Here is a 13,633-nt window from a genome sequence, read left to right on the forward strand (position 1 = left end):
CCTTATCCGCGGCTGATTAAACGCCCCTCAATATGCTTTCGATTAAGCTGTGCTCTATATTGATCGCCAATCGGAATGACCTGCCCATCCCGTAGGGTCAGTTCATTTTTACCTATTGATGCGATTGCTCCCCGATGAACCAGGTATGAGCGATGCACACGCAAAAATACGTCACCTTTGAGCTGTTCTTCCATTTTAGTGATCGACAGAATCGGCAAGAACGTTTGAGTAGACGTCACGATTTGTAGAAAATTCTCCTGAGCTTTCATATACAGTACATCGTCATACGCAATCTGAACATAATTCAACGCTTCGCGTACAAAAAAGTAGGGAGCTATCGTTGACGTTTCCGGGGCAACGAGCAATCGTTGTCGTACTTTTTCAATGCTTTGTAAGAATCGGTCCAGTTCCAGCGGCTTAAGAAGAAAATCGACCGGCGACACCTCATAACAGTCCAGTGCATAATGTCGGTACGATGTAACAAAAATTACAAGGGGAGGCCGTGGCAAACTTCGGATTAACGATAAACCCGACATATCAGGCAGTTCAATATCGCAGATGAGTACATCCACTTCAACCTGTGCCAGTTTGGCATAGGCTTCTATCGCTGAACTACATACACCTACCAGCTCCAACAATGGATTCATCTGAACAAATTTGGTGATGACCTTTTTCCAGATGGCATCATCATCGACCACCAGTGTGTTTATTTTCATAAATCGTTATGATGTCATTATTCCAAATAACGAACCTAATAAGGAACTATAGTCTACAAATTAACTATTTACGCTCTCTCTCCCCTTATCATTTGCCCTTATAAACTAAAAATAGCTTAATCAACTCTCTTTTCATGGACATTTACAGCGCGTTCATCCACAAATCAACCCTTTTAATAGACTTTTCGAATTTCGTTTTTGGGCTGAAACTATACTGAATTATTTTTGGTATCAGTACAAAGGATTAAGAATACCTACCTAAAGGTATAAATTAACGTTATTAGAATAACACTAATCTTTTCAGGCTTAACTCAACAAATGTAAACTGTTGCCTGTCCCGAATGGCCATAAGGTTATAGTACTGTCTTGCTCGTTCTGACAAGCTATTCTGGTGCATGCGGATGTATCTAATACATGTTCCGAATAATGGCTAAAAGTAATGACCTGAAAGAGACTCCCTCTATGTAATTTACCTATCGGTCAATTCAGGAGACATTGTGTAGCCCTGCTTTACCTTTTGCCGGGTGCATCCATATAAAAGTCCGCCTATTTCTGGTTTTACACAGGTTGTGCTTGCAGGCCTGGTTCGATTTCCTTTTGCATTACTAAATAACCCATATATGAAACGCTTATCCGACCGAACACTCGTCATGCAGTATGTACAGAATAAAGACAATCAATGCCTGGCTCATCTTTATTGCCGGCACCGGGCCTGGGTTTATCGCACTTGTATGTCTTACTGCAAAGATCCCGATGAGGCCAATGATCTGACTCAGGAGATTTTTATCCGGTTAATCTATAAACTGGATAGTTTTAGCGAAAAATCTTCATTTACCACCTGGCTCTGGGCAGTAACCACCAATTATTGTGCTCTTCAGCTTCGAAGAGAGCAACGCAACAGGACTATGAAACAACACTATTTACGTGACTATGATACCCATTTAATTAATAATCAGGACGCATCTTTCGCTGCCTCAATGCTGATGGAACATGTGATGTCTCTATTACCCGATCACCAGCGTGATTTACTATGTACTAAATATTGCGATGGCGTATCGGTGGAAACAATTGCGATTGATCAACGTTCAACGATTGGCTCGGTAAAGATGCGCCTGCAACGGGCCAGAGATCGGGCCCGACAGCTATACAGACACGCACAGGGACAGTATTATTCGGAGTAAATTCAAAATCGGTCCTACTTGTTTTATTTTACTTAATTTCCTCTTTTGCAACTCATAAAATGAAAGACCAACTTCAGAATCTACTTACAAAACAGAACATTAAACAGATCCAGGTATATCGTTTTCATGACTCAAAGCTGCACGGCCAAAGCGGTCAATGGGTGCTAGGTCATGAGTATATTCAGGTAGGCGACTCGCCCTACAATTTAAATCGGCTTATGAATTTCCGGGTCACAGACGAGGTATTGCGGCTCTATTTTGCCAACGGGCATTAATTCATCAATGACGTACGCTATACAGTTCTGGTGGACTTCTGCTCTTTCTAAACCTTACCTATCAAGCTGTATAGCGTACAGTAAAACCATACTTATGAATTCCGTTTTCGTTCGGAATTTCCTTTTTCGGGTTGTGGCCGGATCACGTAAATATCGAGCAGCGCATAAGGACGAGCCAGGTATTCCCGAACTAGCGTACGAAGTGAATAACCATCCGGTACATCCTGGGCAGCAAAAGCGATGGCTTCCATACCTTCATGATTACCAATGTACAGTGCCCGAGCATTATGAAAGTTCTGAGAAATGATCGTGATTTTCTGCTGCTTAAAAAAATCTTTACAACGTACAACCGAATCGAATGTTCGGTAACCAGCATAGTCGGGAAGCATAGCCGATGGGGGAACACCCAGACGAATCAGCGCCCGCTTCATATCGGCCGGTTCGTTATAATATTCCGAATCGTTGTTGCCACTCAGAATGAGGTATTTCACTTTCCCTTCTTTCCAAAGCCGTGCAGTGGCTTCCATGCGATAGCGAAAGAATAGATTTTCTTTGCCCGAACGAACAAATTTACTGGTGCCGAGCACGAGTCCATAATCGTTGGCTGGTAGTTCATTAATGTTAAAATACACCTGATTACGGGTATTATAAACCACCCACCAGTTGCAAACCAGAACGACCATAGCGCCTAAAAAAGCACTGGCAATAATACCCTTTACGACCCGCTTTACTACACGGACGCCCACCGCTTCATGCGGAAACTCATCGCTGTAGGTTGTAGCCAAGGTCGTATTCATTTAGGGTAATTTAAAATGTGGATTTTCAATTAGTCCAACCACATTACCAAACGGATCGCATACAGAGGCTACTTTAATACCTTCCCCTACATCCTGAATATCGGCCTTCAGGGTTGCGCCCAAACTAATCCAGTGCTGTATGCTGTGCTCTATAGCCGAAACACCCCAGTAGGCCAGAGCACCTACTGGGCCTGGTTGCAGATTGGGATCGAGTCCGAGTTCGTATCCGCCTACAGTAAAGCCTACGTAAAAGGGCTCATCGAAATAGGGAGCAATCCCCAAAACGTTCGTATACCACTCTTTCGTCTCTGTCAGGTTCGGCGCGGCATAAATTACTGTCCGCAATCCCAATACGTTTGCACCCATCATAATCAGCTTTTAATTACAGCATTACGGTTTCGAATCGTTCGTTAAGTCCTCAAAACCATAATCAGGAAAACAAACCCAACTGCACGGGCTCTTTCTCTTCAACAATTGCGGGCTCAGCCGTCGACTCCTCAGATATCTGGACAGATGCCTTTACCACTTCTTTTACAATTTTAGGAGCCAGCAATTTTACCTCTTTCACTTTTGCAAACGGCAGCTTATTCCCTAACGCCTTCCAGCCGCGAACATCGATAAAACCTTCGGGCTCAAGTACCATTTTTTCCTGAGGCCCCCGCTCTTTCACCTGATGTATGATTTCGATTCGTGGATAACGATCTGTGCTGACAGCCAGGAGCTTCGACCCTTTAACATCACCGATAAAACTGAATTTCTTGTCGACCGAAGTTGTTTCCACCTTAAATCGCTTCACATACCAGGATTTTTGATTTGCTTCAAAATACACAGCCGACAGCACGGTTTCCGGATCAAATTTCATGAGCACAGCAATATCGGAAGGCTCGTATCGATTAGTCAGATCAAACGTCGTGAGTTCGTACTGGCCATCTTTATAAACCACCAGAATACTGTCTTTGGCATCAAAATTCCCCAGTAGTCGCCCCCGTTCATCGCGGTTGAGCCGTCCGAGGTGATCGTCGTACCAGATATCAACGCCACCCAGGGTCGAAACACCACCCGTTTTCTGGGTAATCTTTCGGACTGGATATTTCGTCAATATATTTCCCTGTGCTGAGCGATTTTTTATCGAAAGTGAGGCAAAGTCAAAATCAAACTGTTTCACCTTCGCCGAACTCTGCGCGGTCAGATTGATCGTGATCACCTCAGCTTCGCCATTGTCGTTTGCACTAAAATAGGTCATCTTCGACTTTGGATTACCCATCGTCAGGTCATATTCCCGATCGCGGGTAACACCCGTCACCGGGAATCGTTTCACCATGGTAATGCCCGACTTCCCATCCAGATAGGCGATATTGTAAATCTTACGTTCGTCAGCCTTTTTGAAGACGGATACATATACAATATCCTTTCCAACAAACACCTTATCCTGCACTTTCGTCACCAGGCACTTCCCATCCCGACGGAATACAATAATATCGTCGATATCGGAACAGTCGCTGACATACTCATCCTTCTTGAGCCCATAGCCTATAAATCCACCTTCACGATCTACATACAGTTTCTGGTTGGCAGCCGCCACCACACTGGCTGCTATCGTGTTGAAACTGCGGATTTCGGTCCGGCGCTCACGGCCTTTCCCGTACTTCTTCTGCAACTCTTTGTAATAAACAATAGCATACCGGGTAATATTCGCCAGATTATCTTCTGTTTCGGCCAGTTCCTGTTCTAGCCGACGCATCAGTTCATCGGCTTTGAAACCATCGTATTTGGAAATACGCTTGATCTTAATTTCCGTAAGCCGAATGAGGTCGTCTTCGGTTATTTCCCGGTAGAACTGTTTCTTAAAGGGTTTTAAGGCTTTATCAATCGTTTGTAGAACGGCCTCAAACGTTTCGCACTCCTCGATTTTGCGGTAAATCCGGTTTTCGATAAAGATCTTTTCGAGCGAACTATACAGCAACCGTTCCATCAGCTCACTACGCCGAATTTCCAGTTCCCGTTGCAGCAACTGTACAGTCTGATGCGTATTGACCCGTAAGATGTCGGTTACATTAACGAAATGCGGTTTCTCGCCAATGATCACACAGGCATTCGGCGAAATCGACACCTCGCAATCGGTAAAGGCATACAAGGCATCAATCGTTACATCGGGCGATACACCGGGTTGCAGATGAACCAGAATTTCAACGTCTCTAGCCGTATTATCAACCACAGCCGCCACATTCCGACTCGGTGCCTTTATTCGGATTTTACCCAATTCAGCAGCTTTAACAATCGAGTCGATAAGCTGCGATGTGGTCACGCCGAAGGGCACATCCCGAATAGCGAGTGTTTTCTTATCCAGTTCTTCGATACGCGCCCGAACCCGAACCTTGCCCCCACGCTGACCATCGTTGTAGTTGCTCACGTCGATGAGGCCTCCCGTTTGGAAATCAGGAAAGAGCGACACCGGTTTATCTTTCAGAATCTGAATAGATGCTTCAACCAGTTCATTGAAGTTATGTGGGAGAATTTTGGTCGAAAGCCCTACGGCAATCCCTTCAACCCCTTGTGCCAGCAGTAGGGGGAATTTAACGGGTAAGGTTACCGGCTCTCGTTTGCGACCATCGTACGACAACTGCCACTCGGTAGTTTTATCGTTATAAATGGTATCCAGGGCAAACTTTGAGAGCCGCACTTCAATATACCGGGGGGCAGCAGCGCCATCGCCCGTGCGAACATCGCCCCAGCTCCCTTGCGTATCAAACAGGAGTTCTTTTTGCCCAATATTGACAAGCGCTTCGCCAATGGAGGCATCACCATGAGGGTGATACTGCATGGTTTGCCCGATCACATTGGCCACTTTATTGAATCGGCCATCATCCATTTCCTTCAGGGCGTGCAGAATCCGACGCTGAACGGGTTTCAACCCATCTTCAACCGCCGGAACAGCCCGTTCGAGGATAACGTAGGATGCGTATTCGAGGAAATAAGATTCATACAGCCCTGACACCACCGTCTGGTCGTGCAGAACATCACTGGAGGGAGTAGTAGGTTGGTTTTCCGGTTCAATGGGTTCTGTCAACTCAATGCCATCAGCTCTTGCTTCCGCATCGGGTCCTTGTGAATCATCGTCCATTAATCCTTCACTTTCTTCATTTATCATTGACATGATGGAGAATTGTTCCAGCCAATAAACAGGTGGATATTGGGTTCAATTGGTGTTGTATTCGATTCCTTAAATATACGAATTTTTTCTCAAAAAATGGCTTCTGGCTGCGTAAAACGATTATTTTCTAACGGCTTAACCTTATCACTTCAGGAAACGAATCCCGACCATGAATGATTAGTCACACGGCTAACCAGCTAACCAGTCCAAGCTCGAAAATCGGTCTATACAAGCTGTTCGGTCAAGCAGGAAACAGACCATCGTAATGGGGAGATGGCAAAAATATGCCCCCGCTTTCGGCATAAAAGGAAGCATCGGTCGGATATACTCCTCGCTGGGTTCGAGTCCAGGTGGCCCCGGCTTTAGGGTGATAGGCCATCAATTTGTCCCAGTTTTTAAAATACTGATGCCCATTCGTTTCCTGCAAGCCGATGGCCATACCCGGAAAAGGTGCTAACCGGGCAGCTACATTTTTATTCCAATCGACCAGAATGGGATTTACAGTCAGGTCGGCGCAAAAGCAGGGCACCTTTTTTTCAAAGGCGAGTTGAGCGATTTTCATCGTCATACTCAGGGTCTTGGCAATAGCTTTAACGGCAATTGCCGAATAGCCCTGTTGAATACGTATAGCGGCATCGTCAACGGTATGAGCACTCTCATCGGCGGCAATACGTACCCCCAGATCACCTACAAATTCCTCATTTCGCTCATCAAATGGTTCTTCAATAACCGCAATCTGGTCGAATGCCCCAATTTTATGTGCATGGTCCAGAAAGCGGAGCAACGTCTCTTTCTTCTCATACCGCCCGTTGGCATCAAAGTAATAGGGAATCTTACCACTTTGGGTATAAGGCGTTTCATAATGCCCAATGGCTTTGTGCACTGCCGTCAGAAAAGCCAGGTCTTTTTCCAGCATGTCGGCCTGGGTACCAGCAGCACCGGTTTTTAGCTTTAAGATAAAATACCCTTCATCAGCAGCTTTTTTGATGCTCTCTACGGTAGCTCCCACGCTGAACGATGGAATACTGGCCACTTTCTCATGGTGATAGGACAGGCCCGATCTGTAGGGAGCAGGAATGATGTCATCGAAACGCGTCAGGCCGTTTTCGTGAGCATACAGAAGCCAGGCTGCATTATCAACACTAACGAGTGCGTTGAGCGCAAAGGTTTTCCGTAAGTCTGGGTTTCGGGTAATGGTTTTAGCATACGCATAAACCTCTGGAAAGAGATTATCCAGCAAAGTAACGGGGTCCGTAAACGTATTCCCTTTCAGCATTTGCAGGGCCCGATCGCTGATAGCATACATGAGTGCATTACCTACCCGTTCGGAATGGTTTGCAAACACCTTTGCATCGGACCAGAGCACCCCTTGCGTACACAGCCCGACTTTACGAATACCCGACTCACTTTCCAGTAATGAGGCTACCTGCCAGCTTTCCGTGATGGCACTTCCCTTGAATCGATACGGATTGAGTGGCTCCCGCTCAAAATTTGAATCCACCTGCCTGATCCGGATGATCGTCGACTGTTTAGGCAGATTCACTAATTGGGGAAACCCCACCGAATTGGTAGCGCCCAGGGCCATGACAAACCCGGCAGAGCGAATGAATTCCCGGCGAGTCAGGTTTTCGGTTTGGCAGTGTTCATTCATTCGCCTTATCACATTATGCCGTCGGCTCAATACCCACGGGCTAAGTCTACGGCATTTTCGAGCGCTTCCCCCGCCCGAAACCGGGTTAGGTTCTTCAAAAATTGGTCTACTTTCCCAGCATCTTCATCCGGTTGACCACCACCCGTATGCTGTGTCAGTAATACGTTTGGCATTGTCCAGAGCGGGCTATCGCCAGAAAGGGGTTCCTGAGCCGTCACGTCCAGTACAGCACTCCCCAGCCGTCTTGATTGTAACGCATCGATCAGAGCGGCTTCATCGGTTGTGCTTCCCCGACCCACATTGGCGTACATACTCCCAGGCTTCATTGCCTGAATGAGATCGGCCGAAAAAAAGCCGGCGGCTGTACCCGGCAGGCAGTTAATGACTATATCCGTTTGTGGCAAAACGGCTTTAAGATCATCTGCCGAATGCAGATCTGCGTGTGGATCCGTACGAGCCAGCATTTGTATGCTACAGGCAAAACCCGACAACATTTGCCGCATGGCCTGCCCAATGGTACCCGTGCCTAAAATTACCACCTGCTTATGGCGTAGTAAACCTGTCCGTTCCCGAATCGGCGTACCGACCCATTCCGAGCAGCTCTGAAGCACTGCCAATTCAGGAATACAACGGTATATGGCCAATATCCCAGCCAGCATCGTTTCAGCGCAGGGCCAGGCAAAGTAATCGCCCATATTCGCGACAGCGGCATTCAGTTGAACATGTTTATAGCCATCGAATCCAGCCGAGTCCAGTTGCCAGAACTTCATATTAGGGAGAGGTTCGGCAAACCAGGCTGCGGGCGGGTTACCCAGGATAAAATCGGCCGTCTGAAAAGCCTGTTTCTGCTCCTCCTGTGGCACATCATGGCGAAAAATGGCTGTAATATCCGGGGGAAGCTGCTGCTGAAGTTCAGCTTTTAACCGATTATCAAGGTTAGTATTAACGAATAGTTGCATACGTATATTTACGCAAATCCAGGTTGATTAGTTGCGATTGCCCCATTATCTAACTGAAAAGCGATGAACTACCTTCAGGATCAAGGAACCTATTTCCATCCTTTTAGTTGGGCCATTAACCAGTTCATCATTTTCTCGGTTTCTTCCGGGTATGTCCAATGACCTGTGTCAAGGAAGTCCGTATCCAGGGTTTTAGGGCCGGTAATGACATTATAAGCCGCATACATGGACGTAGGCGGACAGGTTTCATCATTAAATCCCCAGGCATACCGACCGGGAATAGTCACGAGCCTGGCAAAATTAACAACATCGTAATAACCCGTTGTTTTGATCCGATCGGGCTTGTTATTGTAAGCCAGTTCATTACCTGCAAATAAGTGCGGCCATCCGCCTGCCCGTCCATGCAGGTAGCCCGTTACATCGCAAAGTGCTGGGTAATAAGCCCCTAACCATTTCACCCGCGAGTCGAGCCCGGCGGTTACGATCGACAAGGCACCACCCTGACTACCTCCCGTGACGCCCAGGTTCAGTCCATCATACTGAGGCAAACTCGTCAGGAAATCAACCGTACGAACACACCCCAAATACACTCGTTTGTAGTAATACCGATCGCGGTCATCAAGATTAGCTGCCTGATACCCATTCAATGCCCCACGCGCAAGATCTACGTAAACGTTAGGATCCATTGTAACCGGAATCCCGTGTATACCAACTTCGAGCGTAATAAATCCTTTATCCGCTTCTGCGATCATACCGTTGTACGGGCGAACACCAGCACCGGGGACACGCAGAATGGCGGGATACTTTCCTTCTTTTTTCGGCACGCATAGAATTCCATAGAACCGCGAGCTGTTGATATTCTGAAGGCTGACATGATACACATTGGTCAGCTCGGTACAGCGTTCCGGCAATAGGGTCATCCGGGCATCCATTGGAATTTTAGCCAGATCGGCTTTGGCATTATCCCAGAACGCTTTAAAATCAGCCGGATTATCGACCGTTGGCTTGATTGTCTGCGGCTCAACTCCTGCTGTCGTCAGCCCTTTATACTCTTTGCCATCTACTTCAGCCGTTGCGATACAGCGCAGAAACCCAGCTGTTTTCATCGAACCGCCATCCAGGGCCAACGTTCCGTCTTTTAAGGTCAGGGTTTCCTTTTTTGTCGGCTCCATCTTTTCCGGCCCGATCTCATAGCGAAGCTTGACACCTTTAAGTAGAACATTATTCCGATAAACGGATACATTGAATTTTACAGGTTCGCCAATTTTATACAGCCAGTTGGCATGATCGGGAGTAATCAGTACTTTAACAACGCGCTCGGAGGGCTGCGCCAACACGTTGGTAAACCAAATCAGGAGTAAGCCAGGAAGAAGCAGTTTTTTCATGTACAAAAGCAGGAATACGGTTTACGGTATCGGTTTCGGGTGAAGTTGAAGAGGGGCTAAAGGTAAGCCCTCTGAAGACGACTATCGTAATCGGTAAAGCAGCTTCTGCCGTAAATTTAACTACCAGTTATTGGTCAATTCGGGCAGGTGTACGGTATGCCTCCCGAACGGGCTGCATATTTACAACACAGCGAATAAGCAACGTAAGAGGAAAAACCACATCGAAACTACCCGGAATATTCGATAAGAAGATACCTAATACAATCAGCAGGGCTGCACCGCCAAAATAGAGTGTTCGACGACGGGCGGTTGTGTTTGCGCCTGTTGCCCAGTAGATAAGTGGCAAATGGAGTGGCATCAGATATAATAACGTCGGATTCCAGCCCGTAACGCCATCGTCTCGTATGAGCCATAGCAACAACAGAAACCAGCCCAGAAAGCCCGATATCGCAAACAGCAACCGATCGAGCCAGCGGTCAACCTTACCGGCTACAACATACCGACGGATCGTAAATACAGCAATCAAAACCCCCAGAACCGTAAACACAACATCTGGATCGAGGAAAATAGGAACCTGCTGACGAAAAACGCTCTGGGCTGCAAATAGGGTTTGGTCAGATTGTACAAACGGTACAATCTGACCATTCGCAAGTTTTATCGTGGATTTGGCTAATTGATCATGGACCTGATCGGGCAGATACATGGCCCGCCAGCCGTCGGTCTGTTCATTTGCTGGCCAGCCAATTGCCAGATTCATACCGAGTTGATACCAGGGCTTCTCATTCAGATAGTCATTCATCCAATCCCGGTACGATTTACCGGTCATGCGTGAACGGGATGGGATGGTAAGGCTATCGCCACAGGCTTCAACAATCATGTCGCGAGGGCGCGTCGCACAGTTGTCGTAATAAAATTTATAGCGGTACTCCCGGTTTTCGGGCAGATAATTCGTTTCCAGAGCGGCAAATAACTTCTGTCGCTGCGTGAGCGAGAGTGCCAACTGTTGCTCACGTATGCTGCGATTTGTCTGCTGGTAATAGTACATTACCTGATAAAGGTTGTGAACCGACAGAAAATACGGCAACGTACCCCGCAAAAATTTCAGAATAAAATAATCAGCTCTATAATCGAACCCGCCATAACTATAGTCCCGATCAAGGCCAAGCGCCGGGTCAATAATCCGAATTTCGGTATGCCCAAATGACGACGAAATATCGTCATCGCCCGGTCCATAGGTGATCAGGCTTACCCGAGAGGAAGGCGTTAACTGCTGGGCAACAACTGACGAATGAAGATTGACGACCAGCAACAGAACCATCAGCAGGCTCATAAACCGCGTTGCGCATCGATTTCCGGGCTGTTGTTCATCGCCCATCTCCCAATTATTCATCGTCTTCATTGTCCTCAACTTCGCTCGAACGCTCTTTTCGTCTTTTCTCTCCCTTCCGCCCCTCTCCTCCCTGAATACAAATAACAATCTCACCTTTTACCGTTTTTTGGGCAAAATAAGCAATAAGTTCAGACAATGTGCCACGTCGGTTTTCCTCAAACAATTTTGTGAGTTCGCGCGAAACACTGGCAGGTCGATCCGGGCCTAATACCTCAGCCAACTGTTGAAGCGTTTTAAGCAGTCGATGGGGCGACTCATAGAAGACCATTGTTCGTTCTTCTTCGACTAATTCCATCAGACGCGTCTGTCGTCCTTTCTTATGGGGTAAAAACCCTTCAAACGTAAAGCGGTCGTTTGGCAGACCTGAGTTTACCAGGGCAGGCACAAAGGCTGTGGGGCCCGGCAGACATTCAACCGGAATATCGTTTTTTATACACTCCCGAACCAATAAAAAGCCGGGGTCAGAAATACCAGGTGTACCGGCATCTGAAACTAGTGCAAGTGTTTTCCCTTCTTTCAATTGATTGATCAAACGCTGGACCGTCTGGTGTTCATTGAAAATATGGTAGCTATGAAGCGGTTTACTAATAGCCAGATGTTTGAGCAACACACCGGATGTGCGCGTATCTTCGGCCAGAATCGCATCGACACTCTGGAGAATCTTTATAGCCCGAAGGGTAATATCGTCTAAATTACCGATGGGAGTCGGCACGAGGTACAGTTTCATACAAAGCGAATTAGAGCCGCTGAAGCAGAGTAAACGAATTTAAGCGCGAATTTCAGACGCTTTATTCACTCTTTTGCTCTTTCGCCTTTAAAAGTTCATCAATCGCAGCAGCCAGTTTATAATCTTTTTCCGTCACTTTATCACCGGCATCATGGGTTGATAGCTTAATAGACACCTGATTATAGACGTTTGACCACCAGGGATGGTGGTCCATTTTTTCGGCAATGAGTGCCACACGGGTCATGAAGGCGAATGCTTCATTAAAATCAGCAAACTGAAAATCACGGGTTAGCTGGTTATTTTGTTCCTGCCACATATATCAAGGGATTTGTGCCTGCTCTTCTAACCACATCTAATCACATTGTGTTGCAACTCCTTACACTAGATCAAGCGTATTTTCTATACTGCGCCCATTGCTGGAGAATCTGGCACGTTAATTGAGTAGAACTGGTTATGAGCAATCGTAATCTAATCAGTGCCGGCATCAGCCTAGCCGTACTCACCTTTTCTCTTGCCTGCTGGACATTGGTAATCCTGCTATTATTTTAAACGAATAGCCCTGACAACCATTCCGTTTGCCTATAGGTCAACTAATCGGGCAAGCTCATTAAATGAAGCGGAAGGAAAATCTATTGTTTGATCAACTAAGCGATCAGAAGGTAACGTTGCCCGCACTCTGAACATGCATAGGCCTTCAGTGGGAGGAAGCCTAAAAAACGTTTTAACCAAGTAGGTCTGTGGACGCGTATGGGATGTGTTTGCCCACAGACAGGGCATCGCTTAGCAAGCGTCAGTTTTGTAGTCATGGTTAAGAAGGAAGAATATTGGTCGTGGAAATCAGTATTTAGTTAGACTTCTGATTCTCAGCGGGTCACATTAAAAATTAATTGAATATTTTCCTTATAGACGTTAGTGTAGAAATACTCAGCATAAACTGATTATTCCATCATACATTTTACAAAACCGATCAACGCATTACGAATCCTTTAAAAGGAGGATTAACGAACGTATTTCGATAAAAAATCCCCAATAGGATAATATCTTATTGGGGATTTTTATCGAAATCGAATTGTAACTAAATAAAAATAGGCTGTATAGCTTCCTGATAAACAGAAAGTTATACAGCCTATAAGCAGAGAGGAAGGGATTCGAACCCTCGATACGGTTGCCCGCATACACACTTTCCAGGCGTGCTCCTTCAACCACTCGGACACCTCTCTAAAAAAAGTCGTCAGTCGATAGTGCCAGTCGTCCGTACACTACTTAACGACTCCTGACTTATGACTGACGACGAAGAATGCAGAGAGCGAGGGATTCGAACCCCCGGTACCCTTGCGAGTACTTCTGATTTCGAATCAGACCCGTTCGACCACTCCGGCAGCTCTCTAAATATATTTTGGG

12 protein-coding genes and 2 tRNA genes are annotated in these 13,633 nt (G+C 46.5%); 2 read left to right on the forward strand and 12 right to left on the reverse strand.

The annotated features are described in order from the left end of the window. Window positions 1-2: 2 nt before the first annotated feature. Window positions 3-716 carry a LytR/AlgR family response regulator transcription factor gene (locus tag B5M13_RS16110; protein ID WP_080056641.1) on the reverse strand — a complete coding sequence of 238 codons (714 nt, stop codon included), beginning with the start codon at window positions 714-716 and terminating at the stop codon, window positions 3-5. A gap of 620 nt (window positions 717-1,336) precedes the next feature. Between B5M13_RS16110 and B5M13_RS16115 the strand changes: the two genes are divergently transcribed. Then, window positions 1,337-1,897, forward strand: a complete 561-nt coding sequence (locus B5M13_RS16115) for an RNA polymerase sigma factor (protein WP_080056642.1) — start codon at window positions 1,337-1,339, stop codon at window positions 1,895-1,897. A gap of 59 nt (window positions 1,898-1,956) precedes the next feature. After that, window positions 1,957-2,172, forward strand: a complete 216-nt coding sequence (locus tag B5M13_RS16120; RefSeq protein ID WP_080056643.1) for a hypothetical protein — start codon at window positions 1,957-1,959, stop codon at window positions 2,170-2,172. Between the two features lie 92 nt (window positions 2,173-2,264). On the opposite strand, the gene B5M13_RS16125 is transcribed toward B5M13_RS16120, so the two are convergent. The 11 genes from B5M13_RS16125 to B5M13_RS16175 all read right to left on the reverse strand — a co-directional run bounded on the left by B5M13_RS16125 (window position 2,265) and on the right by B5M13_RS16175 (window position 13,619). Then, window positions 2,265-2,969 carry a SanA/YdcF family protein gene (locus B5M13_RS16125; RefSeq protein WP_179950450.1) on the reverse strand — a complete coding sequence of 235 codons (705 nt, stop codon included), beginning with the start codon at window positions 2,967-2,969 and terminating at the stop codon, window positions 2,265-2,267. Further along, entirely contained in the window at window positions 2,970-3,338 is a 369-nt protein-coding gene (locus B5M13_RS16130) for a VOC family protein (RefSeq protein ID WP_080056644.1), read from the reverse strand. A 61-nt stretch (window positions 3,339-3,399) separates the two neighbouring features. Next, window positions 3,400-6,117 carry a DNA gyrase/topoisomerase IV subunit A gene (locus tag B5M13_RS16135; protein WP_080056645.1) on the reverse strand — a complete coding sequence of 906 codons (2,718 nt, stop codon included), beginning with the start codon at window positions 6,115-6,117 and terminating at the stop codon, window positions 3,400-3,402. 244 nt (window positions 6,118-6,361) lie between these two features. Continuing rightward, window positions 6,362-7,771 (reverse strand): enolase C-terminal domain-like protein, encoded by a 1,410-nt coding sequence (locus B5M13_RS16140; protein WP_080056646.1) that lies wholly within the window; start codon window positions 7,769-7,771, stop codon window positions 6,362-6,364. Window positions 7,772-7,797: 26 nt separating this feature from the next. Continuing rightward, window positions 7,798-8,730 carry a D-2-hydroxyacid dehydrogenase gene (locus B5M13_RS16145; protein WP_080056647.1) on the reverse strand — a complete coding sequence of 311 codons (933 nt, stop codon included), beginning with the start codon at window positions 8,728-8,730 and terminating at the stop codon, window positions 7,798-7,800. A gap of 89 nt (window positions 8,731-8,819) precedes the next feature. Further along, on the reverse strand, window positions 8,820-10,115 hold the full coding sequence (locus tag B5M13_RS16150; RefSeq protein WP_080056648.1) for an acetylxylan esterase: 1,296 nt from the start codon (window positions 10,113-10,115) through the stop codon (window positions 8,820-8,822). Window positions 10,116-10,242: 127 nt separating this feature from the next. Then, a complete protein-coding gene (locus B5M13_RS16155; RefSeq protein WP_080056649.1) occupies window positions 10,243-11,505 on the reverse strand; it encodes a lipoprotein N-acyltransferase Lnb domain-containing protein in 1,263 nt (420 codons plus the stop codon). Next, window positions 11,498-12,232: a 16S rRNA (cytidine(1402)-2'-O)-methyltransferase gene (rsmI, locus tag B5M13_RS16160; protein ID WP_080056650.1), complete on the reverse strand. Its 735-nt coding sequence runs from the start codon at window positions 12,230-12,232 to the stop codon at window positions 11,498-11,500. The genes B5M13_RS16155 and rsmI overlap by 8 nt, the downstream gene beginning before the upstream one ends. Before the next feature lie 61 nt (window positions 12,233-12,293). Next, complete coding sequence (locus tag B5M13_RS16165) at window positions 12,294-12,548, reverse strand: 4a-hydroxytetrahydrobiopterin dehydratase (RefSeq protein ID WP_080056651.1); 255 nt, start codon at window positions 12,546-12,548, stop codon at window positions 12,294-12,296. Between the two features lie 817 nt (window positions 12,549-13,365). Next, window positions 13,366-13,452, reverse strand: a tRNA-Ser gene (locus B5M13_RS16170). A gap of 80 nt (window positions 13,453-13,532) precedes the next feature. Then, a tRNA-Ser gene (locus B5M13_RS16175) sits at window positions 13,533-13,619 on the reverse strand. Between the last annotated feature and the right edge of the window lie 14 nt (window positions 13,620-13,633).

It is taken from the genome of Spirosoma aerolatum, from assembly GCF_002056795.1.
Lineage (GTDB): Bacteria > Bacteroidota > Bacteroidia > Cytophagales > Spirosomataceae > Spirosoma > Spirosoma aerolatum.

Coding starts and splice junctions, on each gene's coding strand:
- B5M13_RS16110 (WP_080056641.1), bottom strand. CDS start 716: ATGAAAATAAACACACTGGTGGTCGATGATGATGCCATCTGGAAAAAG.
- B5M13_RS16115 (WP_080056642.1), top strand. CDS start 1,337: ATGAAACGCTTATCCGACCGAACACTCGTCATGCAGTATGTACAGAAT.
- B5M13_RS16120 (WP_080056643.1), top strand. CDS start 1,957: ATGAAAGACCAACTTCAGAATCTACTTACAAAACAGAACATTAAACAG.
- B5M13_RS16125 (WP_179950450.1), bottom strand. CDS start 2,969: ATGAATACGACCTTGGCTACAACCTACAGCGATGAGTTTCCGCATGAA.
- B5M13_RS16130 (WP_080056644.1), bottom strand. CDS start 3,338: ATGATGGGTGCAAACGTATTGGGATTGCGGACAGTAATTTATGCCGCG.
- B5M13_RS16135 (WP_080056645.1), bottom strand. CDS start 6,117: ATGATAAATGAAGAAAGTGAAGGATTAATGGACGATGATTCACAAGGA.
- B5M13_RS16140 (WP_080056646.1), bottom strand. CDS start 7,771: ATGAATGAACACTGCCAAACCGAAAACCTGACTCGCCGGGAATTCATT.
- B5M13_RS16145 (WP_080056647.1), bottom strand. CDS start 8,730: ATGCAACTATTCGTTAATACTAACCTTGATAATCGGTTAAAAGCTGAA.
- B5M13_RS16150 (WP_080056648.1), bottom strand. CDS start 10,115: ATGAAAAAACTGCTTCTTCCTGGCTTACTCCTGATTTGGTTTACCAAC.
- B5M13_RS16155 (WP_080056649.1), bottom strand. CDS start 11,505: ATGAATAATTGGGAGATGGGCGATGAACAACAGCCCGGAAATCGATGC.
- rsmI (WP_080056650.1), bottom strand. CDS start 12,232: ATGAAACTGTACCTCGTGCCGACTCCCATCGGTAATTTAGACGATATT.
- B5M13_RS16165 (WP_080056651.1), bottom strand. CDS start 12,548: ATGTGGCAGGAACAAAATAACCAGCTAACCCGTGATTTTCAGTTTGCT.